Source organism: Burkholderia sp. 9775_39 (genome assembly GCF_015712225.1).
In the GTDB taxonomy this organism is placed as follows: domain Bacteria; phylum Pseudomonadota; class Gammaproteobacteria; order Burkholderiales; family Burkholderiaceae; genus Burkholderia; species Burkholderia cenocepacia.
Map to the genome: position 1 here is coordinate 17,262 of NZ_JACCQC010000045.1, position 20,924 is coordinate 38,185.

Genomic DNA, 20,924 nt, shown 5'->3' on the forward strand with positions numbered 1-20,924 from the left:
GGCCACGCGCCGCGCACACCATCATTCGGACATCACGCCGGCCCGCGCATCGACACGCCTTTCGATGCGCACCGGCTGCAGAGGAGACGCATCATGCTCGCATGGATCGGCGCGGTCGCCATCGTCGCGCTGTTCGGCCTGATCATCACGAAGCGGTTGTCGCCGCTCGTCGCGCTGATCGTCGTGCCGGTGGCCGCGTCGCTCGCGGCCGGTTTCGGGCTGCAGACCGGCAAGTTCGTCGTGCACGGCGTACAGAACATCGGCCCGATCGCCGGCATGTTCGTTTTTGCGATTCTATTTTTCGGAATCCTCACCGACGCGGGGATGCTCGATCCGATCATCGCGGGCGTGCTGCGCGTGATCGGCTGTCATCCGCCGCGCATCGTGATGGGCTCGGCGCTGCTCGCGCTGCTGATCCATCTCGACGGCTCGGGCGCCGTCACGTTTCTCGTCACGCTGCCCGCGATGATGCCGCTCTATACGCGGCTCGGGATGGATCGCCGCATCCTCGCGTGCGTCGCATCGATGGCGGCCGGCGTCAACTTCCTGCCGTGGGTCGGGCCGATGCTGCGCGCGTCGGCCGCGCTGCACATTCCCGGCTCGGCGATCTTCACGCCGATGATTCCGGTGCAGATCGTCGGGCTCGCGTTCGTGTTCGGCACCGCGTACGTGCTCGGCGCGCGCGAGGCGAAACGGCTCGGGCTCGACCGCGCCGGCGCCGCCTCGCTCGCGATCGCGCCGCGCGCGCTGAGCGACGCCGAGCGCGCGTTGCGCCGGCCGGGCCGCTTCGGGATCAACGTCGCGCTGACGCTCGTCGTGCTCGTCACGCTGGTGTCGGGCATCGTCGACCCGATGGTGATGTTCATGCTCGGCACGGTCGCCGCGCTCGTGATCAATTACCCGGACGTGCAGGCGCAGCGCGAACGGATCGACGCGCATGCGAAGGCCGCGCTGATGATGGCGAGCGTGCTGCTCGCGGCCGGCGCGTTCACCGGCATCATGTCCGGCACCGGGATGCTGAAGGCGATGGCCGAGGTCGTCGTCGCGCACGTGCCCGTCGAGCATGCGCGCCACATGCCGTTCGTGCTCGGGCTGCTGTCGATGCCGCTCAGCCTGCTGTTCGATCCCGATTCGTTCTACTTCGGCGTGCTGCCGGTGCTCGCGGAAAGCGGCAAGCTGCTCGGCGTGCCGCCGATCCAGATGGCGCAGGCCGCGCTGCTCGGCCAGATGACGACCGGTTTTCCGGTGAGCCCGCTCACGCCCGCGACGTTCCTGATCGTCGGGCTGACCGGCGTCGAGCTCGCCGAGCACCAGAAATTCACGATTCCGTTCCTGTTCGCCGCCACCGTGCTGATGGTCTTCGCCGCGGTCGCGACGGGCGTGTTTCCATTGTGAGCGGCGCGGCCGTTCACGCTTCCCGGGAGAGCAGTCCATGCAGTTCGACCTGACCGACGACCAGCGCGCGATCGAAAGCGCGATCGAGAAAATCTGCGAGCGCTTCGGCGACGACTACTGGCTCGAACGCGATCGCGCGGGCGGATTTCCGGCCGATTTCCACGCGGCGCTCGCCGAGGCCGGCTGGCTCGGCATCGCAATGGACCCGGCCTACGGCGGCGCCGGGCTCGGGATGACCGAGGCGGCGCTGATGATGCGCACGATCAGCGCGTCGGGCGCCGGCCTGTCCGGCGCGTCGGCCGTTCACATGAACATCTTCGGGCTGAACCCGGTGCAGGTGTTCGGCAACGACGCGCAGAAGACGCGCTTCCTGCCGCCGCTGATCGCCGGGCACGACAAGGCGTGCTTCGCGGTGACCGAACCCGACGCCGGGCTCGACACCACGCACCTGAGCACGCAGGCGCGCCGCGACGGCGATCACTACGTGCTGAGCGGGCGCAAGATCTGGATCTCGACCGCGCAGGTCGCGAACAAGATGCTGATCATCGCGCGCACGACGCCGCTCGACCAGGTCGCGAAGCCGACCGACGGGCTGAGCCTGTTCTATACCGACCTCGACCGTTCGCGCGTCGAAGTGCGCGAGATCGAGAAGATGGGCCGCAAGGCGGTCGATTCGAACATGCTGTTCATCGACAACCTGCGCGTGTCGCGCGACGACCTGATCGGCAACGAAGGCGACGGCTTTCGCTATCTGCTGCACGGGCTGAACCCGGAACGCATCCTGATCGCCGCGGAGGCGATCGGGCTCGGGCAGGCCGCGCTGCGCCGCGCGACGCAGTATGCGTGCGAGCGCGTGGTGTTCGGTCGGCCGATCGGGCAGAACCAGTCGATCCAGCATCCGCTCGCGCAGGCGTGGATGCAGCTCGAGGCCGCGTGGCTGATGGTGATGAAGGCCGCGACGCGCTACGACGCGGGCCAGGCGTGCGGCGCGGAGGCGAACGCGGCGAAATACCTCGGCGCGGAAGCCGCGTTCCAGGCCTGCCAGACCGCGATCGCGACGCACGGCGGGATGGGGTACGCGAAGGAATACCATGTCGAGCGCTACCTGCGCGAGTGTATGATTCCGAGGCTCGCGCCCGTGAGTCCGCAACTGATCCTGTGCTACATCGCGGAGAAGGTGCTCGGGCTGCCGAAGTCGTACTGACCGTAGCGACCCGGCGGCCCGCCCGGCGCGCGGTTTCCCGTTCCGAATCAAGCGCTCGTCATGGACGTCAAACTCGTTGCCCGCACGCTCGACCTGTTCGAGCTGTTCGCCGCCGAACGGCGGCCGCTGCCGCTCACCGAACTCGCGCGCCTGCTCAACGTGCCGGCGTCGAGCTGCCTCGCGATGGCGCGCACGCTCGTGAGCCGCGGCTACCTGTACGAAGTGCGCAAGCGCGGCGGCTACTATCCGACGCGGCGCCTGCAGACGATCGCCGCCGCGATCGACGCGCCCGATCCGGTCGTCGACATCGTGCATCCGCACCTCGTCGCGCTGCGCGACGCGAGTCGCGAAACCGCCGTGCTCGGCAAGATCCAGGGCGCGTCGGTCACGTATCTCGACGTCGTCGAATCGGAGCAGGCGATCCGCTATACGCGCCAGCCGGGCGAGCTGCGGCCGCTGCACGCGAACTCGATCGGCAAGGCGATCTTCGCGGAACTCGCGGGCGACGCGCAGCAGGCGCTCGGCGGGCAACTGCCGTTCGAGCGCTTTACCGACGCGACGGTGGCCGACCTGCCGGCGCTCGTCGCGCAGACCGCGCGGTTTCGCGAACTCGGCTGGGCCGAGAACTTCGGCGAGAGCGCGCCCGAACTGTCGGCGATCGCGGTGGCGCTGATGCTCGACGGCGACTGGTACGGGCTGTCGGTCGTCGGGCCGACCGAGCGGATTCGCCAGCATCGCGACACGCATGCGGCGCTGCTCGTCGACGCGAAGGCGCGGCTGCTGGCCGAGCACGCGCGCGGGTAGGGCAGCGGCGCGCGACGGCGCAGGCAGCGGGCCGGCGCCGGCGTTCGGTGCTGACACGCCGGAAACGGCCCGCCGCGCGTCACGCGCGAACGCGTCGCAGCGTCACGACTTCACCCACACGCCGCCCGCGCTCGGGTTGTCGCCCTGCGTCCACCATTTCGCGCAATACTTCGCGCCCTGGTACGTCACGCACGTGCCGCCCTGGTAGGCGGTCGTCGCCGACCACGCGGGCGTGCCGCCGCCGACCGGCTTCCACACGGCCGCCTGGCCGGGCACGTCGCCCTGCGTCCACCACTGCGCCTGATACGTCGTGCCCTGGTAGGTGACCGTCGCGCCGGCCGTATAGACCTGGCCGGCCGCCCACGGTGCGCCCGGCTGCGGCGTGCCGCCGTCCGAACCGCCGCCGTAGTTCGGGTCCTGCGTGACGCCCGCGCCCCACTTGCCGTCGAGCTTCTTGAAGATCGTCGCGAACGCGTACGGTTGCTGCGCGACGCCCGAGCAGGTCGGCGACGCATACGTGCCGCCGGACGGGCACGCCTGATCGCGGCCGACCGACCAGTTGCCGAAGAAGCCGTAGCCGTTCGCGATTGCCGCGTTGAGCACGGTCTGCGCATTCGCGAGCGTGAACGTTTCGCCTTGCACGTCGTTCACGCCGATCATCGGCGTCACGCCGACCATCTGCCACAGCTGCGCATTGGTCTTCGGCTGCCCGGCCGACTTGAACGCCGTGTCGAGCTGCGAGTAGAGCGCCTGCGCGGCGCTGATCGCGGCGGCGCCCATGTCGAGGTTCGCGGGGCCGTAATCCATCGCCATCACGTTGACCGCATCGAACGTGGCCTTGTTCGCGATGGCCGCGTTGACGACGTTCACGCCGTCCTGCGTGAGCCCGGTCGGCATCGTCGGCAGCGTCAGCGTCACGTGCAGCGGCTTGCCCTTCGCCGCGTAGTCGGCCTGCAGTTGCGCGACCGCCTGGAAGTTGCGCGCGACCGCAGCCGTGTCCTGCTGCGACGCGCCCTCGATGTCGAAGTCGATGTGCGTGAGGCCGTACGTGTCGATCACCGTCTGGTACGCGCTCTTCAGCGCGGGGACCGTCGAGCATGCCTGCATCAGCGGCGTGCCGTTCGCGCCGCCGAACGACACGGCGACTTCGCCGCCTTTCGCACGATAGCTCGCGATCGACGTGGACAGCGCGGTCAGCAGGCCGCCGCTCGCGCCGTTGCCGATCGGCTGGACGCCGCCCCACGACGGCACGCAGCCGTTGCCCGCGACCACGAATGCGAGCGTGAACTGCTGGATGCCCTGGCGCACGCCGATCTGGTCGACCAGCGGTGTCGGATAGAGCGTCACGTCGACATAGGGTGCATAGACGCCGGCACCGTGCGACACGCTCGCCATCGCGAGCAGACAACCCGCGGCAAACGCACGCGGAACGAAACGCGGCAACACATTGTTGTTCATTCTGTGTTCTCCAAGTGGAAGAGGGATACGCTGGCCTGCGTATCGCCGCCGGCGGGACAGGCACGTGTCCCGTCGGCGGCGTGCCTATCTTGGAGGATTCAGGTCGAATAGGGAATTTAGGTGTTCTTCTTTTTGTTATTCGATTCCCGATACGTAACGATCTTGCCGATTCGATCGCGTTGCGAAACGCGGAGCGGGCACTTTTTCCGGCTGACCGGGAGGCAGCGCGTGCATGGACCGGTTGCAGCGAACCGGCGACGCGCCGGTCAGCGGCTCGCAGGCATGCGCATTCGCGCGAGCGCCGCCGGATTCGGTACGCGCGCCGCGACGTTCAGCGATACCAGCGCGGCGTGTAGACCCATTCGCGTGCGTTGCCGATCGCGAAGCGCCGCGTCGTCGACGAGCCGACGATCACCATCGTGCGCATGTCGACCTGGTCGCTGCGCAGTGCGCCGAGGGTCGTCGTCGCAAGCGTCGCGCCCGGCCGCCCGATATCGCGGCCGAGCACGACCACCGTATCGGCCGCGCGATGCGCGCGCACGATGTCGAGCGCACGGTCGAGCTGCCACGGCCGCGCGCGCGAAATCGGGTTGTAGAACGCCATCACGAGATCGGCTTGCGCCGCGTGTTGCAGGCGCGTCTCGATCACGCCCCACGGCTTCAGGTTGTCCGACAGCGAGATCGCGCAGAAGTCGTGGCCGAGCGGTGCGCCGGCCTGCGCGGCCGTCGCGAGCGACGCCGAGATGCCGGGCTCCACGCGCAGGTCGACCGCGGCCCATTGCGGGTCGCGCGCTTCGTCGAGCGCTTCGAGCACGGCCGCGGCCATCGCGAACACGCCCGGGTCGCCCGACGACACGACCGCGACGCGCCGGCCCTCGGCCGCCAGTTCGAACGCATGGCGCGCGCGCTGCATTTCCTCGCGATTGTCGGTGCCGTGCACGCGCTGGTCCGCCCGAAACGGGCCGGCCATGTTCACGTAGGTCGTATAGCCGAGAATGTCGGTCGCGTCCGCGAGCGCCGCGCGCGCGGCCGGCGTGAGCCACGCGGCGGCGCCCGGGCCGAGGCCGAGCACCGTCAGGCGGCCGCGTGCGCGGCCGAGCGTGGCCGGGTCGACCGGCTGCGATGCGACCGCGCACGCCAGACCGTGCGATGCCGCGCGCATCGTGTGGGTGACGCGCAGTGCACGACCGAGCAGCGTGGCGGCGTCGGCGGACGCGGCGCGGTCGCTATCGACGAAATCGCTATCGACGAAACGCAGCGGCACGTCGAGCGTGCTCGCCGCGGCTTCCAGCGCGGCGTCGCCGATCGCCGACGCCGGCGCGACGATGGCCGCGAGCGCCAGCCGCGCGAGGCCCTGTGCGTCGAGCATGGCGTCGATGCGCGCAGCAAGCGCTTCGCCTGCATGCACGGCATCCGCGGCAACACCAACCACCACGCTGCGCGGATGAATCACGAGCTCGTCGCGCGCGCCGCGCCACGCATCGGGCGTCACGCGAATCGCGTGCGCGGCCGCGGCATCACGGGGCAGCGCGACGTCGTCGAGCCACGGCGCCGCGCCGTCGATGCGCGTCGACGCGCCCGCGAGCAGGTCGGACACGAAGCGCTTGCCCTGCGCGAGATCGGCGAGCGCATAGCCTTCCGGCGGATTGAGCACGCACGCGCCGAAGCGCAGCTCGCCGCTCGTCGTGATCGCCGGCGCGACACCGACGCATTCGGCGATCTCGCGCGCGATCACGTTGACGCCCGTCAGCCCGCCGAGCAGCGGCACGACGGCCGAACCGTCCTCCGCGACCGCGAGCACCGGCGGCTCGACGCCCTTGTCGGCGAGCGCGGGCGCGAGGCAGCGGATCACGATGCCGGCCGCGCACAGCGCGACGATCGGCAGGCCGCGCGCATAGAGTTCGCGCAGGTGCGCGCCGAGCTCGTCGAACGGCACGTCGGCGTCGACGCGCGACGCGAGACCGTGCACACGGGCGCCCGGGTAACGCGCCTGGATCCGCCGCGCGGTATCGAGCGCGCCCGCGCCGAGGATCACGATCGCGGGCGGCGTCATCATCCTTGCCATTTTTCCCCCGGCACGACGAGCAGCGAGAAATACGGCGACGCCATCGGATCGACCTCGTCGAGCGGTACGATGCGCTGGTTGGCCATCGTCGCGCGCTCGACGTACCGCGCGCGCTTCGCAAGCCCGAGTTCGTCGAGCACGCGTCGCACCTTGTCGAAATTGCGGCCGAGCTTCATCACGACGGCCGCGTCGGCCCGCGCGAGCCGCTCGCGCAGTTCATGCTCGGGCAGCACGCCCGACAGCACCGACAGGCTCTGGTTGCGATAGACGAGCGGCTGGCCGAGCACGGCCGTGCCGCCGAGCATCGCGCACACGCCGGGGATCACCTCGGTGTCGTAACGCGGCGCGAGGCGGTCGTGCAGGTACATGTACGAGCCGTAGAAGAACGGGTCGCCTTCGCAGATCACCGCGACGTCGCGGCCCGCATCGAGGTGCGCCGCGACGATCTCGGCCGCGGTGTCGTAGAAATCGGCGATCACCGTCTCGTAGCAGAGCGGCGGCGGCAGCGCCTCGGTCGTCACCGGGTAAACCAGCGGCAGTTGCGTCTGCCCGTCGAGCAGGTGCGCTTCGACGATGCCGTACGCGTTGCCTTTCTTGCCCTTCGCGACGAAATACGCGACCACGGGCGCGGCCTGCAGCACGCGCAGCGCCTTGATCGTCATCAGCTCGGGATCGCCGGGGCCGACGCCCACCCCGAACAGCCGTCCGCGCGCGGTCGTCATTCGACCTCCGTTGCAAGCGCATTGACCGCGGCGGCCGCCATCGCGCTGCCGCCGCGCCGGCCGAGCAGCGCGACGTACGGCACGCCGCGGCTGTCGGCGTCGAGCATCGCCTTCGATTCGGCCGCGCCGATGAAGCCGACCGGGAAACCGAGGATCAGCGCGGGGCGCGGCGCGCCGGCGTCGATCATGTCGAGCAGGTGGAACAGCGCGGTCGGCGCATTGCCGATCACGACGACGCTGCCCGCGAGATGCGGGCGCCACAGTTCGAGCGCGGCGGCCGAACGCGTGTTGCCGAGCCGGCGCGCGAGCTCGGGCACCTCCGGCTCGCCGAGCGTGCAGATCACGCGGTTGGCCGCGGGCAGCCGCGCGCGCGTGATGCCTTCGGCGACCATCCTCGCGTCGCACAGGATCGGCGCACCGGCCGCGAGCGCCGTGCGGCCGGCCGTGCCGGCGCCGGCCGAGAAGCGCAGGTCGTACACGACGTCGACCATCCCGCACGCGTGGATCACGCGCACCGCGAGTTTCTCGAGATCGGGCGGAACCTGCGACAGGTCGGCCTCGGCGCGGATCGTCGCGAACGACTGGCGGTAGATTTCCTGCCCGTCGCGAATATAGTCAAGCATCGGTGGTGTCCTGGCTGTGCCGCGCGTCCATGAGTCGGACCGCGGCCTGGTCAATCGTCAGATAGCGCGCGAGCAGGGCGCCGAGGCCCGTGGTCGCGTCGCGCCGGTAAAGGTCGTAGTGTGCGGGCGCCACCGCGACGAGCGTATGCGTCGCGGGATGCGGCAGCGCGCAGTGGCGCGCGCAGCCGGTCAGGTGCACGTCGAGCGGCCGGCCGATGCGGGCGGCGAGCGCGAGTGCGTCGCGTTTCGTGTCGGCGTGCGCTTTCGCGCAGCCCGCGCTGCCGGTACAGGCGACGAGCGCCGCCAGCGGCTCGGACGCCGCGCCTACGAGGCCGAGCGACTTGAGTGCTTCGCGCATCGCCACCGCACGTTCGTTCGGCACGCCGTGCATGAACACGCCTTGCCACGGCGTCATCGACAGCGTGCCGTCGCCGTCGGCTTCGGCCAGCGCGGCGAGCCGTTCCAGTTGCGCCGCGTCGAGCCGCCCGAGCGCGAATTGCGCGCCGACGCTGCAGCGGGCCGCGGCGCGCGACGGCTGCGCGCCGAAACGCAGCGCCGGGTCGGCGTGCGTGCGCCGCCAGCCGGCAAGCGCCGGATCGGCCGCGAGCGGAAAGGGCAGGTAGCGCCGGGCGCGTTCGAACAGCGTGCGTTCGCCGCACGTCGCGAGCAACGCGCGCATCCGCGTGACGTCGGCTGGCGCGAGATCGAGGAACGCACGCAGCAGCGCGCGCACCAGCGCGACGCCCTGATCGGGCGACACGTCGACCGACGCGGGCCGGTCGCCGGGCGCCACCGGCGGACAGCCGGCCAGCCCCGCCGCAAGACGTACCGCGCCGTCGGCGCGGCGCCACGCGGCGAGCCAGATGTCGTGCGGATGATCGAGCGCCGCGACCGCTTCGCCACCATCGAGCTGGATCGAGAATTTCGGCGACAGTTCGCCGCGGCGCGGCTCGTTCGCCAGCATGTCGAGCAGCGGCACGGCGAGCGCGTGGCTATCGACGAGCGCGGCCGGGTCGTGCCCGGCGAGCGGGCTGAGCAGCACGTTGCGGACGTCGTCGCTCGCCGCGAGCGCGGCCGCCTCGGCGGCGGTGTCGCCGGCGCTTGCGCGCGGGCCGAGCCCCGCGTCGAGCAGCGCGTGGGTCAACGCATCGGTCGCGCCGTCGCGAATGCCGCGCAACTGGAGATTCGCACGATTGGTCGCATCGATCGCGCCGGAACCGTACCGGCGCGCGGCGGCGGCGATCGCACGCGCCTGGCGCGCGTCGAGCCGGCCGCCCGGCAGCTTGATCCGGCACAACCCGCCGTCGGCGGCCGCGACCACGCGCACGAGCCCCGGGCAGGCCGACGGGCGCACGACGGGCGACGCAGGAATCGAATCGGGGGCGGAACTCAACGGGATACCGGAACAGTGTGGCGCCGCGGCCAACGCATCGGTACACCCCGCCCGACGCCGACTGGCACGCACGCACTTTCTGGCCGGCAGGTCTCCTGGCTGACAGGTCGGCGCCGACTCCCGGCCTTCCCGGTGAAACCAGTGGCATGAGGGGGAGCTCGGCTCGCTGTCTACAGTTGCGGGGGCAGCCACAGCGGCGCGCGGTGCGCCCTGTGTTCCCTCTTCGGCCCCGAAGGGCACCGGCGAACGAACGGCCGTAGGATACCCGATTTCGGTCGCGATTCGCGACCGGCTGGCGGTTCGCGGCGGGCGAAGCGGGCAACGGCCGCGCGCGAGCGGGCGGGCAGGTGAAACGCGGGGTGGAACACGGTACCATGCCGTTTTTTGCAACGCGGACGGCTGCACCGGCGCTTTCACGGCCGCGCGGCGACACGATGAAATCGAACGATGGGGAAGGGTGCATGACGGCGTGGCTGACGGTAGTGGGCATCGGCGACGACGGTTACGCGGGGCTCGGACGCCACGCGCGGCGCGCGCTGCTCGATGCGGCGCACGTGGTCGGCGCGAAGCGGCAGCTCGACATGCTGCCCGCGCGACTGCGCGCGACGCGCGAAGCATGGCCGTCGCCGTTCGACCTGTCGGGGTTGCTCGCGCGCCGCGGCGCGCCGGTGTGCGTGCTCGCGAGCGGCGACCCGATGCTGTTCGGCGTCGGCGCGACGCTCGCCCGCCAGCTTTCTCCCGACGAATGGCGCGTGCTGCCCGCGCCGTCGTCGCTGTCGCTCGCCGCGGCGCGCCTCGGCTGGGCGCTGCAGGACGTCGGCGCGGTCTCGCTGGTCGGGCGTCCGCTCGCGACGCTGGCCCGCCACCTGCTGCCGGGCCGGCGCCTGTTCGTGCTGAGCGCCGACGGCCGCACGCCGGCCGCCGTCGCGGCCGAACTCGCCGCGCGCGGCTTCGGGCCGACGCGCATCAGCGTGTTCGAACACCTCGGCGGCCCGCTCGAGCGACGGATCGATGGCCTCGCGCAAGACTGGCACGTCGACGAAACCGCCGCGCTCAATCTCGTCGCGCTCGACTGCCAGGCGGGCCCCGACGCACCGCGCCGCGCGCTCACGCCCGGCCTGCCCGACGATGCGTACCGCCACGACGGCCAGCTCACCAAGCGCGACCTGCGCGCGATGACGCTCGGTCGCCTCGCGCCCGCGCCCGGCGAACTGCTGTGGGACGTCGGCGCCGGCAGCGGCTCGATCGGCATCGAATGGATGCGCGCGCATCCATCCTGCCAGGCGATCGCGATCGAAGCGCATGCCGAGCGTCAACGCTTCATCGAACACAACCGCGATACGCTCGGCGTGCCGGGCCTGCAACTCGTCGCGGGCCGTGCGCCTGCAGCGCTTGCGGGGCTCGCCGGGCCCGACGCGATCTTCATCGGCGGCGGCGCGACGGCGCCCGGCGTGCTCGACGCGTGCTGGGCGTCGCTGAAACCCGGCGGGCGGCTGGTCGCGAACGCGGTCACGCTGCAGGGCGAGATGGCGCTCGCCGCCTGGCGCGATGTGCACGGCGGCACGCTTACGCGCGTATCGTTCGCGCATGCCGAACCGCTCGGCCGCTTCGACACGTGGCGGCAGCCGCTGCCGGTCACGCTGTACGACGCGCGCAAGCCCGATGCCGCGGATGCGGCTGCCGTGGCCGGCGCGTCGCATCCGTCGAACCCAATGGACGCGTGATGCGCGACGAAACCCCCGAACAGCCCGCGCCGCTGCGCTTCGGCTACACGACCGGCAGTTGCGCGACCGCGACGTCGCTCGCGGCCGCGCGGCTGCTGCTCACGGGTCACGCGGACGACGCGGTCGAGATCGTGCTGCCGAAGGGTCAGCGCGTGATGATGCGGCTCGAGTTCTGCCGCACGACCGCCGACGGCGCCGAAGCCGGCACGATCAAGGATGCCGGCGACGATCCGGACGTCACGCATGGCGCGCTGATCTTCGCGCGCGTCGCGCTCGCGGCGGCGCCCGGCGTGCGCTTTCATGCCGGGCCGGGCGTCGGCACGGTCACGCGCGCGGGGCTGACGCTGCCGGTCGGCGAACCGGCGATCAATCCGGTGCCGCGCCAGATGATGACCACGCACCTGGAGGCGCTTGCGGCCGAGCACGGCTACGCGGGCGGCTTCGACGTGACGATCGGCGTCGAAGGCGGCGAGGTGCTCGCGCTGAAGACGATGAACCCGCGGCTGGGCATCGTCGGCGGGCTGTCGATCCTCGGCACGACCGGCATCGTGCGGCCGTTCTCGTGTTCGGCCTATATCGCGTCGATTCATCAGGGCATCGACGTCGCGCGCGCGAACGGCATCGCGCACATCGCGGCCTGCACGGGCAACGCGAGCGAGGACGCGATGCGCGCGCACTACCAGCTGCCCGACATGGCGCTGATCGAGATGGGCGATTTCGCGGGCGCGGTGCTCAAGCATCTGCGGCGCGCGCCGGTCGCGCGCCTGTCGATGTGTGGCGGCTTCGGCAAGCTGAGCAAGCTCGCGGCCGGCCATCTCGATCTGCACAGCCGCCATTCGAGCATCGACCTGCCGCTGCTCGCGCAGTGGGCGGCCGAAGCCGGTGCGAGCGACGCGCTGCAGGCCGCGATGCGCGCGGCGAACACGAGCCAGGAAGCGTTGAAACTCGCGCAGGCCGACGCCGTGCCGCTCGGCGATCTGGTCTGCGCGCATGCGTTGCAGGTGGCGCGCGACATCGTGCCGCCATCGGTCGCGGTCGAGATGTTCGCGATCGACCGGCAGGGCCGCTTTGTCGGGGCGGCGCGATGAGCGCGCGCATCCTGCTGCTCGGCGGCACTGGCGACGCGCTGAAAATCGCGCGCGCGCTCGGCCCGCATCATGTCTACAGTCTCGCCGGCCTCGGCAAGACGCCCGACGATCTGCGCTGCGACGTGCGCGTCGGCGGGTTCGGCGGCGCAGCCGGGCTCACCACGTATCTGCGCGACGCCGGCATCGGCCTCGTGATCGACGCCACGCATCCGTATGCCGCGCAAATCAGCGCGAACGCCGCGGCGGCGACGCGCGACGCGGGCGTGCCGCTGTGGGCGCTGCGCCGCGCGCCGTGGACGCCGCAGCCGGGCGACGACTGGCGGATGGTCGACGACTGGGCCGGCATCGAGGCCGCGCTCGCGCCGTTCCGGCGCCCGCTGTTCACGCTCGGACGCGAACCGCTCGCGCATCTCGATGCGATCCCGCCACACCAGTTCTGGCTCGTCCGCTGCCTCGACGCGCATCCCGGCAACGCCCGTGCGCAGGTCGTCGCCGCGCGCGGGCCGTTCACGCTCGACGGCGAACGCGCGCTGTTCGCGCTGGCGGGCATCGACGTCGTCGTCAGCAAGAACAGCGGCGGCGCGGCCACCGAGGCCAAGCTCGACGTCGCGCGCGAACGCGGGCTGCCGGTCGTGATGCTGCGCCGGCCGCCGCTGCCCGATGCCGACCGCGCGTTCGACTCGGTCCCGGCGCTCATCGACGCACTCGATCCGGCCGCGCGCGCGTGACGCGACGCAGCGGCCACTCAACGAATTGACGGAGAAATTTCGATGACGGTGTATTTCATCGGCGCGGGCCCCGGCGACCCGGAGCTGATCACGGTGAAGGGCCAGCGCCTCGTGCGCACGTGCCCGGTGATCCTGTACGCGGGCTCGCTCGTGCCGGCTGCCGTGCTCGACGGTCATCGCGCGGAGCAGGTCGTCAACACGGCCGAGCTCGACCTCGACGCGATCGTCGCGCTGCTCGCCGCCGCGCACGCGAACGGGCAGGACGTCGCGCGCGTGCATTCGGGCGACCCGTCGCTGTACGGCGCGATCGGCGAGCAGATCCGCCGCCTGAAAGCGCTCGGGATTCCGTACGAAATCGTGCCGGGCGTGACGGCCACGGCCGCGTGCGCGGCGACGCTCGGCGTCGAGCTGACGCTGCCCGGCGTCGCACAGACGGTGATCCTCACGCGCTTCGCGGGCAAGACGACGATGCCGGAAGGCGAGGCGCTCGGCGGGCTGGCCGCGCACCGCGCGACGCTCGCGATCCATCTCGGCGTGCGCCATCTCGCGCGCATCGTCGACGAAGTGCTGCCGCATTACGGCGCCGATTGCCCGGTGGCGGTGATCTATCGCGCGAGCTGGCCCGACGAGGCGCGCGTGACGGGCACGCTGGCCGACATCGTCGGCAAGGTGCAGGGCACGCAGATCGAGCGCACCGCGCTGATCCTGATCGGGCGCGTGCTCGACGCCGAAGGGTTCGCGGATTCGACGCTGTACGCGAGCGCAGGCTGAACACGCCAGCGCCGTGGAGCCGAGTATCTGGACGGGCCGCGAGGATATTGCCGGTGCGCGAGCGAGCATGACCGGGACGGCACCGGGCATACAGACGCCCGCGCCGCTGGTCCGCGATGTCGCTCAGGCTCGCGCCATCTGCCGCACCCGTTTCGGCGCGAACCCGGCCGCGAGCACGAACAGCACGACACAGAGGCACGCCATCGCGATCCATGCGGGTGTCAGGTCGGCGAGATGCTGGCGCACGATGCCGGCCGCGAACGGGAACAAGCCGGCGATCAAGTAACCGATACCCTGCACGAACCCCGTCAGCGACGCGGCATCGGCCGGCGTCGCCGCATGGTCGACCGTGACGATCAGCGACAGCGGAAACAGCGCGCCGATTCCCGCGCCGACGAGCAGCGCGGCCGGCAATGCGAGCGCTTCCGGTGCGGCCAGCATCACCAGCAACCCGACGAACAGCGACGCGATCGCCGCATGCAGCGCGGGCCGGCGATCGGGCAGACGGTCGATCGTCGCGGAAATCGTCAGCCCCGCGACGACTTCCGCGAGCGTCACGCCGCCGAGCAGGCTGCCGGCCGCGGTCGGCGACCAGCCGAGCCGCATGTAGTACGGCGGCAGCCACGCGAGCACCAGCGTGTATGCGCCGGTCGCGATGCCGAAGAACAGCGCGAGCCGCCATGCGCGCGGCGAACGCGACGGCCGCGCATTCGATACCGACGCCGGCCCGGCGGCAAGCGCGTCGCCATCGCGGCTGGCCAGCGGCCAGGCCAGCGCGGCGAGCGCCGCCGGCAACGCCCAGCCTGCAAGCGCGGCGAGCCAGCCCCAGCGCGCCGCGGCAAATGGTGCGATGACGCTCGCGAGCACCGCACCGCCCATGATCGACGTCGAGTAGACACCCATCGCCCCGCCGATACGGGTTGCGAAATGCGCCTTCACGAAGCCGGGCAACAGCGCCTGCACCATCGCGATCCCGACGCCCGCGCAGCACGCACTCGCGAGCAGCAGCCACGCATGCTGCGCACCGACGCGCGACGCGCAAGCCAGCCCGATCAACGCGACACCGAGCCACACGCCGCCCGCGATCCCGGTGAGGCGCTGCAGGCGCCGCGCGCTCAGTGCGCCGAGCCCCATCAGCAGGATCGGGATCGTCGTCAGCAGGCTGGCCGCGCCGTCGCCGATCCCCGTCGCGCGCTGGATCATGTCGAGCAACGGGCCGACCGCGGCGAGCGCCGGCCGCAGGTTCAGCCCGACGAGCACGATCGCGGCGAGCCGCCATCCGGGGGAAGTGAAGCGATTCATTGCAAGGCCCTCTCTATCGGTACGCGGCTGCCAGCGAGGCGCCGCGCGTTTTTCAGGTAAAGTATCTCGACATCAAGATAAACGCCGATTTATCTCGACGTCAAGATAACTGGCAAGCCGAGGAGGGTTAATGGATCGAGCCGAGCATGCGCTCGCGCAATGGCGCGCCGAGCGTCCGGACCTCGACGCAACGTCGATGGTGGTGATGGGGCGGTTGCAGGAAGCCGCGCTCGTGATCGCGCGCGACCGTCTCAATCCGCTGTTCGCGCGCTACGGCATGCAGCCGGGCGAATTCGACGTGCTCGCGACGCTGCGGCGCAGCGGTGCGCCGTTCGCGCTGACGCCGACCGCGCTGTACGACGCGCTGATGATGTCGTCGGGCGGGATGACCGCGCGCATCGATCGGCTGCAGAAGGCGGGGTGGGTCGAGCGCCGGCCGAACCCGGCCGACGGGCGCGGCACGCTCGTCGCGCTGACGGATGCCGGGCGGGCGCTGATCGATGAAGCGGTCGTTGCGCACATCGACAATCAGCGTGCGCTGCTGGCGGCGCTGTCGGAGGCGGAACAGGTGCAGTTGTCGGAACTGCTGGGGAAGTTGCTGGCGGGGCTGGAAGGCGCAGTGGCGGACGCGTGACGCCGGCGCACCACGCGGGCAAAAAAAAGCCCGCCGCGTAATGCGGCGGGTCCGAGCCGACGGCAGGCCGCACACGGCGGCCCGCTTGCTCAGCCGCGCGCCGGAATATTGAGCCCGCGCTCCACTGCCGGCCGCGCAACGAACGCGTCGAGCACCCGCTTGACGTGCCGGAATTCACTGAACCCGACCAGATCGCCCGCTTCGTAGAAGCCGACCAGATTGCGCACCCACGGGAAGATCGCGATGTCGGCGATCGTGTAGGTATCGCCCATCACCCACTGGCGGTTCGCGAGATGCGCGTCGAGCACGCCGAGCAGGCGCTTCGACTCGTCGACGTAGCGCTGGCGCGGGCGCTTGTCCTCATAATCCCGGCCGGCGAACTTGTGGAAGAAGCCGACCTGGCCGAACATCGGCCCGATGCCGCCCATCTGGAACATCACCCACTGGATCGTCTCGTAGCGGCCCGCGAGATCCTTCGGGATCAGCTGACCCGTCTTGTCCGCGAGATAGATCAGGATCGCGCCCGATTCGAACAGCGGCAGCGGCTGGCCGTCGGGGCCGTTCGGATCGATGATCGCGGGAATCTTGTTGTTCGGGTTCAGCGACAGGAATTCGGGCGAAAACTGGTCGTTCGTGTCGAAGCGCACGAGGTGCGGCTCGTACGGCAGGCCGGTTTCCTCGAGCATGATCGACACCTTGACGCCGTTCGGCGTCGGCAGCGAATAGAGCTGGAGACGGTCGGGATGCTGGGCCGGCCATTTTTTCGTGATCGGGAAGGCGGACAGGTCGGGCATGAAGGTTCGCTCGTCGAAGTGGATGATCCGCGCAGCGTTGCGCTGCCGCGCCCGAACACGTTCCACGGCGCGGCGGCGGGCCGGAGCGCGCCGAAAAACGCCCACTGTAGCCGATCCGCGGAATCGATGCAGGGCTCGACCACGCGCGCCCGGTGCCGCCTCGCCCGACGCCGTCAGAAGTTGTGCCGCAGCCCGACCATCGCGGCCGTGGTGCCGACGCCGGGTGCGACCGGCTGCCCGTACACGAGCATCTGGTCCATCGTGCCGCGATTGTTCACGTGGCCGACCTGCGCATAGACCGTCGTCCGTTTCGACAAGCTGTAGTCGGCCGCGAGCACGACCGCCGTCGAGCGGTTTTCGGAACGGTTGCGATCCTTCAGGTAGTACACGGCGGACGTGACCTGCAACGCGGGCGTGAAGCGGTAGCCGACGCCGGCCGACAGCATGTCGAGGTTCACCTTGTCCGCATGCGACGGATTCCTGCCGTTGCCGTACGACGCCGACACCGAGAAATCGCGGATCGTGTATTTCGCGCCGGCGTAGACGAAGCGATTGTTGTCGACGCCGGTCGGCGCGACGCCCGGCGCCGGATTCGTGTCGTGACCGTTGTAGTAGACGGCCGACAGGTTCAGCCCGTCGTTCGCATACCTGAGCACGACCGATTCGCGCGTGCCGCCCTGAAACTGCCCGGCGACGCCGCCCGGCGCGTATTCGAGCGCGATCGACGCACCCGCGAACGTCGGCGACTGGTAGACGAGCGCATTGCTGTCGTACAGCGCGCCGATCGCGCCGTTGGTGCTCGTGCCCGGCCAGCCGGCGGCCGTGTTCAGGCCGAGCCACGCGGTCAGCACGCTGCCGAAGAACTGCGCATTGCGCACGTCGGTGTCGGCCATCGCGTAGATCATCGGCACGATCTGGCGGCCGGCCGTGAACGTGCCGAACGGGCCCGACACGCCGAGCGACGCGACCTGGTTGAAGATCGCGACGGCGCCCGGCGTGTCGCTCAGCTGCAGCTTGCCGGTACTGCTGTCGAACGAACCCTGCAGCTTGAAGTTGATCTTGTAGCCGCCGCCGATGTCCTCGCTGCCCCGGATGCCCCAGAAGCTCGAATAGATGCCGCCGTCCTTCATGCGGAACACCTTGCCGGTGTTCGGCGCGCTCGGGCTGAACGACGCGGCCGACGTACTCTGGTACAGCAGGCCCGTGTCGATCACGCCGTACAGCGTGACGGAGGATTGCGCGTGCGCGAGCGCCGAACAGCCGGCAAGCGCCGCGAGCGCGGCCAGTTTCGTCTTCATCGAAGTCTCCAGAATCGTCATGGACCGGACGGGATCGAGCCCGGCCGGGTAAAGCGGGGAAGCAGCGGGGCAGGCGGGAACGCGCGACATGCGCGCCGCCGCGAGCCGTGCGGAAAGACTACGCAACGACGGGCGGCCGCTCCCCCCCATGCGCGGGGGGCAGGGTTGCGGAGAATCGAAACGGGGATGGACAGGCGACTGCGCAGCCGCGGGCGACGGGTTCAGGCCGGCATCAGGGCGCGCTTTCGAGCAGCCCGAGCACCAGCGCGCGGCGCACCGCATGCTTGCGCGAGCTGGCGTCGAGCTTGCCGAACAGGTTCTTCAGGTGCCATTTCACGGTTTCCTCGCCGACGGCGAGCGCGACCGCGATCTCCTTGTTCGACAGGTTGCGCGCGAGCAGCTCGAGGATCGCGCGCTCCTTCGGCGTCAGCACGACGCTCGGCACCGCGCGCGGGCTCGCCGCGCCGCGCGGGGCCGGCGGCACGATGCGCGGCTGCGGCAGCGCGTGCCGCGCGGGGCCGTCGCCGGCGGCCGCCTCGTCGCCGGCGCGGCGCGCCCAGTCGGCGACGGCCGGATGCGCGTCGGCGAGCGTGCGCGTGAGCCCGAACATGTCCGCGAGGTTCATCGCCTCGTCGAGCAGCGCACGGCCGCCGCGCCCCGACTGTTCGAGCGCGAACGCGCTGAGCGCCATGATCTCGATGCGCTCGCGGCCCATGCTCATTTCGCGGGCCAGCACGGCGGCTTCGTCGAGCGCCGCACAGGCGTCGTCCCAGCGGCGCGCGGCGAGCGCCGCGTACGCATGCGCGCTCGCCTGCAGCAGCACGACGGGGCGCCGCCACAGCGGCCCGTGCGCCGGAAATTCAACCGCGGCGATCGTGTCGATCCGCTCGACCAGCGCATGGCAGGTTGCCTCGCGGTAACGCGCCGCGTGAATGCGCACCTGCTCGGCAAGGCTCGCGACCGACAGGCGCGGCAGCCGGCGGGCAACGCCCATCGCGTCGAGCGCCTCCAGCAAATCGATCGCGCGATGCTCGACGCCGCGCAGCAACGCGATGCGCGCGGCCGTGCGATAGCCGAGCAGCACGGTGTCGGGCGTGCCCGCGTGTTCGAGCACGTCGAGCCGGTTCGCGAGCAACGCGGCGGCCTGGTCGACGCGATCGGCCTCGTACGCGAGCGCCGCGCACATCGCCGCGAGCATGCAGGTCAGCGGATGGCGCCGCCCGAGATCGGCTTCCGCGCGCGCCAGCGCCGGCGACAGCACGTCGTCCGCGAGCCGGATCTGGCCTTCGCGCAGGTAGCTCAGGCCGGTGATCAGCTCGCCCCAGCGCGCGACGTAGCCGAACCCGGCCGCCGTCTCGCCGCGTGGCGCCGCCTGCTGGAACCGGCGCGCCTGCGCCGGTTCGCCGACGATGATCGCGCGCGCCGACAGCCGGTTCGCGTGCATTTGCGCGAGCCACGTCGCCGCCGGCGGCGTGAAGTCGGCCCACGGCTCGAACAGCGCGACGAAGCGGTCGATTTCGTCGGCGTAATACGCGGCCGCACTGAGGATCAGCGCGCATTCGTAGCGCATCGCGGCCGGCGTGCCGTCGTCGGCCAGGATGCCCGCGATCTGACGTTGCGCCTCGACATGGCGCTCGCCGAGCGCCAGCGCCCACGCGACCGCGATCCGCAGCGTCGGGCGCTTGTCGAGCTCCGTATCGGGCAGCAGCGCGAGCCAGTCGAGCACGTCGTTGATGCGGCCCTGCTTGATCGCATCCTCGAGGCAGCGCTGCGCGAGCGCGTACGCGGTCTCGAACTGGCCGGCCGCGTACGCGTGGCGCGCGGCTTCCTCGGTCATCCCGTGCGCGTCGAGCCAGGCGGCCGCGCGGGCGTGCAGCGTGCTGCGCTCGGCGTCGGGACGCGCAGCCAGCCGATCGCGCAGCGTGTCGCGCACGAGCGGGTGCAGCCGGCACCAGTCCGAATCGTCCGACGCGGTGAACAGCGGCGTGTCGCGGGCGAGCCGCGCGAGGCGCTCGGACGCGTGCACGTCGTCGAGCAACGCCGCGCACAGCGACGGATGCAGCCGATCGGCGACGCTCGTGCGCGTCAGGAACGCGGTGTCGTCGGCCGACAGGTTCGCGAGCAACAGCTCGACGAGCCGGTCGCGCGTGCCGTCCACCCGTTGGGCGAGCGCGTCGACCGCCTGGCGCGGATCGGCCGAGCGCGCCATCGCGGCCATCGCGAGCTGCAGCCCGAGCGGCCAGCCGTCGACGCGCTCGAACAGCCGCGCGCACGCGTCGGCATCCACCCGTTGCGCGAAGCGCGCGCCGACCAGCGCGATCGTCTCGTCGAGCGTGAAACGCAGCCAGTCGGCGCCCGCCAGCGTGCATTGGCCGCCCGCGAGCAGGTCGCCGGCCGCGTGATCGAGCCCGCGTCGCGCGGCGACGACGACATGCAGGTTCTGCGGCGCGTTGTGCAGCACGTAGGTGAGCGCGTCGAGGCCGGCGGGCGGCAGCCGCTCCGCGTCGTCGACGATCAGCAGCGCCTCCATCGACAGTTGCGCGACCTCGGCCAGCCACGCGGTCAGGCCGTCGAGCGCACGCGCCGCGCCGGCCGGGATCAGCCGCCCGAAACCGGGCCGCGCGCAGCCGGTCCGCACCGCCTGCACGAGCCCCTGCAGCAGCCGCGGCGCGTCGTCGCGCTCGTCGGCCGACAGCCACACGACCGCGCGGCCGAGCGCGACGGTTTCGCGGCGCCATTGCGCGAGCAGCGAGGTCTTGCCGTAACCGGCCGGCGCCTGCACCAGCGTGACCGGGCGGCCGTCGAACGCCGGCGCGGCGAGGCTCAGCCGTGCGCGCGCGAGCAACTGCGCCGGCACGCGCGGCGCGGTCGTCTTCAGGACCAGTTCGGTGGGGGGCGCGTCGGCGCGATCGGGTGGGTGG

17 protein-coding genes and 1 riboswitch are annotated in these 20,924 nt (G+C 71.3%); of the genes, 8 read left to right on the top strand and 9 right to left on the bottom strand.

Annotation, left to right across the window (positions count from 1 at the left end; genetic code table 11):
* Window positions 1-93 precede the first annotated feature (93 nt).
* Genes H0X90_RS33675 through H0X90_RS33685 form a run of 3 tightly spaced genes read left to right on the top strand, consistent with a single transcriptional unit; the run spans window position 94 to window position 3,403 of the window.
* Window positions 94-1,395, top strand: a complete 1,302-nt coding sequence (locus H0X90_RS33675; RefSeq protein WP_077190200.1) for a CitMHS family transporter — start codon at window positions 94-96, stop codon at window positions 1,393-1,395.
* A 37-nt stretch (window positions 1,396-1,432) separates the two neighbouring features.
* Window positions 1,433-2,599: an acyl-CoA dehydrogenase family protein gene (locus tag H0X90_RS33680; RefSeq protein WP_006482987.1), complete on the top strand. Its 1,167-nt coding sequence runs from the start codon at window positions 1,433-1,435 to the stop codon at window positions 2,597-2,599.
* Between the two features lie 60 nt (window positions 2,600-2,659).
* Window positions 2,660-3,403 carry an IclR family transcriptional regulator gene (locus tag H0X90_RS33685; RefSeq protein ID WP_006496436.1) on the top strand — a complete coding sequence of 248 codons (744 nt, stop codon included), beginning with the start codon at window positions 2,660-2,662 and terminating at the stop codon, window positions 3,401-3,403.
* A gap of 102 nt (window positions 3,404-3,505) precedes the next feature.
* On the opposite strand, the gene H0X90_RS33690 is transcribed toward H0X90_RS33685, so the two are convergent.
* From H0X90_RS33690 to cobG, 5 genes are all read right to left on the bottom strand, one after another.
* On the bottom strand, window positions 3,506-4,861 hold the full coding sequence (locus tag H0X90_RS33690) for a chitinase (RefSeq protein ID WP_077020172.1): 1,356 nt from the start codon (window positions 4,859-4,861) through the stop codon (window positions 3,506-3,508).
* A 331-nt stretch (window positions 4,862-5,192) separates the two neighbouring features.
* Window positions 5,193-6,917: a precorrin-3B C(17)-methyltransferase gene (gene cobJ / locus H0X90_RS33695; RefSeq protein WP_077190187.1), complete on the bottom strand. Its 1,725-nt coding sequence runs from the start codon at window positions 6,915-6,917 to the stop codon at window positions 5,193-5,195.
* A complete protein-coding gene (locus H0X90_RS33700; RefSeq protein ID WP_048986541.1) occupies window positions 6,914-7,648 on the bottom strand; it encodes a precorrin-2 C(20)-methyltransferase in 735 nt (244 codons plus the stop codon). Before H0X90_RS33700 ends, cobJ begins: the two co-directional genes overlap by 4 nt.
* On the bottom strand, window positions 7,645-8,271 hold the full coding sequence (locus tag H0X90_RS33705) for a precorrin-8X methylmutase (RefSeq protein WP_006491059.1): 627 nt from the start codon (window positions 8,269-8,271) through the stop codon (window positions 7,645-7,647). Before H0X90_RS33705 ends, H0X90_RS33700 begins: the two co-directional genes overlap by 4 nt.
* A complete protein-coding gene (gene cobG, locus H0X90_RS33710) occupies window positions 8,264-9,625 on the bottom strand; it encodes a precorrin-3B synthase (protein WP_171984165.1) in 1,362 nt (453 codons plus the stop codon). The genes H0X90_RS33705 and cobG overlap by 8 nt, the downstream gene beginning before the upstream one ends.
* Before the next feature lie 106 nt (window positions 9,626-9,731).
* Window positions 9,732-9,923: riboswitch (cobalamin riboswitch) on the bottom strand.
* A gap of 202 nt (window positions 9,924-10,125) precedes the next feature.
* Between cobG and H0X90_RS33715 the strand changes: the two genes are divergently transcribed.
* From H0X90_RS33715 to cobM, 4 genes are read left to right on the top strand one after another with little or no spacing between them, the layout of a single operon-like run.
* Complete coding sequence (locus tag H0X90_RS33715) at window positions 10,126-11,388, top strand: bifunctional cobalt-precorrin-7 (C(5))-methyltransferase/cobalt-precorrin-6B (C(15))-methyltransferase (protein WP_077190185.1); 1,263 nt, start codon at window positions 10,126-10,128, stop codon at window positions 11,386-11,388.
* The gene (locus tag H0X90_RS33720) at window positions 11,388-12,476 is read left to right on the top strand and encodes a cobalt-precorrin-5B (C(1))-methyltransferase (RefSeq protein WP_077190184.1); all 1,089 of its coding nucleotides are present in this window, start codon (window positions 11,388-11,390) and stop codon (window positions 12,474-12,476) included. The genes H0X90_RS33715 and H0X90_RS33720 overlap by 1 nt, the downstream gene beginning before the upstream one ends.
* The gene (locus H0X90_RS33725; protein ID WP_034201777.1) at window positions 12,473-13,204 is read left to right on the top strand and encodes a cobalt-precorrin-6A reductase; all 732 of its coding nucleotides are present in this window, start codon (window positions 12,473-12,475) and stop codon (window positions 13,202-13,204) included. The genes H0X90_RS33720 and H0X90_RS33725 overlap by 4 nt, the downstream gene beginning before the upstream one ends.
* A 42-nt stretch (window positions 13,205-13,246) precedes the next feature.
* Window positions 13,247-13,975, top strand: coding sequence for a precorrin-4 C(11)-methyltransferase (gene cobM, locus H0X90_RS33730; protein WP_006496427.1), 729 nt, complete (start codon window positions 13,247-13,249; stop codon window positions 13,973-13,975).
* Window positions 13,976-14,098: 123 nt separating this feature from the next.
* Here the strand turns inward: cobM and H0X90_RS33735 are convergent, their stop codons facing one another.
* Window positions 14,099-15,277 (bottom strand): MFS transporter, encoded by a 1,179-nt coding sequence (locus H0X90_RS33735; RefSeq protein WP_034201776.1) that lies wholly within the window; start codon window positions 15,275-15,277, stop codon window positions 14,099-14,101.
* A 130-nt stretch (window positions 15,278-15,407) separates the two neighbouring features.
* Here H0X90_RS33735 and H0X90_RS33740 point away from each other — a divergent pair, with 130 nt between their 5' ends.
* On the top strand, window positions 15,408-15,911 hold the full coding sequence (locus tag H0X90_RS33740; protein WP_077190183.1) for a MarR family winged helix-turn-helix transcriptional regulator: 504 nt from the start codon (window positions 15,408-15,410) through the stop codon (window positions 15,909-15,911).
* 89 nt (window positions 15,912-16,000) lie between these two features.
* On the opposite strand, the gene H0X90_RS33745 is transcribed toward H0X90_RS33740, so the two are convergent.
* The 3 genes from H0X90_RS33745 to H0X90_RS33755 form a co-directional block, all read right to left on the bottom strand.
* Window positions 16,001-16,705: a glutathione binding-like protein gene (locus H0X90_RS33745; RefSeq protein WP_034178376.1), complete on the bottom strand. Its 705-nt coding sequence runs from the start codon at window positions 16,703-16,705 to the stop codon at window positions 16,001-16,003.
* 173 nt (window positions 16,706-16,878) lie between these two features.
* The gene (locus H0X90_RS33750; protein ID WP_077190199.1) at window positions 16,879-18,003 is read right to left on the bottom strand and encodes a porin; all 1,125 of its coding nucleotides are present in this window, start codon (window positions 18,001-18,003) and stop codon (window positions 16,879-16,881) included.
* A gap of 232 nt (window positions 18,004-18,235) precedes the next feature.
* On the bottom strand, window positions 18,236-20,887 hold the full coding sequence (locus H0X90_RS33755; protein ID WP_077190198.1) for a LuxR C-terminal-related transcriptional regulator: 2,652 nt from the start codon (window positions 20,885-20,887) through the stop codon (window positions 18,236-18,238).
* Between the last annotated feature and the right edge of the window lie 37 nt (window positions 20,888-20,924).

Coding starts and splice junctions, on each gene's coding strand:
- H0X90_RS33735 (WP_034201776.1), bottom strand. CDS start 15,277: ATGAATCGCTTCACTTCCCCCGGATGGCGGCTCGCCGCGATCGTGCTC.
- H0X90_RS33750 (WP_077190199.1), bottom strand. CDS start 18,003: ATGAAGACGAAACTGGCCGCGCTCGCGGCGCTTGCCGGCTGTTCGGCG.
- H0X90_RS33705 (WP_006491059.1), bottom strand. CDS start 8,271: ATGCTTGACTATATTCGCGACGGGCAGGAAATCTACCGCCAGTCGTTC.
- H0X90_RS33680 (WP_006482987.1), top strand. CDS start 1,433: ATGCAGTTCGACCTGACCGACGACCAGCGCGCGATCGAAAGCGCGATC.
- H0X90_RS33725 (WP_034201777.1), top strand. CDS start 12,473: ATGAGCGCGCGCATCCTGCTGCTCGGCGGCACTGGCGACGCGCTGAAA.
- H0X90_RS33720 (WP_077190184.1), top strand. CDS start 11,388: ATGCGCGACGAAACCCCCGAACAGCCCGCGCCGCTGCGCTTCGGCTAC.
- H0X90_RS33715 (WP_077190185.1), top strand. CDS start 10,126: ATGACGGCGTGGCTGACGGTAGTGGGCATCGGCGACGACGGTTACGCG.
- H0X90_RS33700 (WP_048986541.1), bottom strand. CDS start 7,648: ATGACGACCGCGCGCGGACGGCTGTTCGGGGTGGGCGTCGGCCCCGGC.
- H0X90_RS33745 (WP_034178376.1), bottom strand. CDS start 16,705: ATGCCCGACCTGTCCGCCTTCCCGATCACGAAAAAATGGCCGGCCCAG.
- cobJ (WP_077190187.1), bottom strand. CDS start 6,917: ATGATGACGCCGCCCGCGATCGTGATCCTCGGCGCGGGCGCGCTCGAT.
- H0X90_RS33690 (WP_077020172.1), bottom strand. CDS start 4,861: ATGAACAACAATGTGTTGCCGCGTTTCGTTCCGCGTGCGTTTGCCGCG.
- H0X90_RS33685 (WP_006496436.1), top strand. CDS start 2,660: ATGGACGTCAAACTCGTTGCCCGCACGCTCGACCTGTTCGAGCTGTTC.
- H0X90_RS33675 (WP_077190200.1), top strand. CDS start 94: ATGCTCGCATGGATCGGCGCGGTCGCCATCGTCGCGCTGTTCGGCCTG.
- H0X90_RS33740 (WP_077190183.1), top strand. CDS start 15,408: ATGGATCGAGCCGAGCATGCGCTCGCGCAATGGCGCGCCGAGCGTCCG.
- cobM (WP_006496427.1), top strand. CDS start 13,247: ATGACGGTGTATTTCATCGGCGCGGGCCCCGGCGACCCGGAGCTGATC.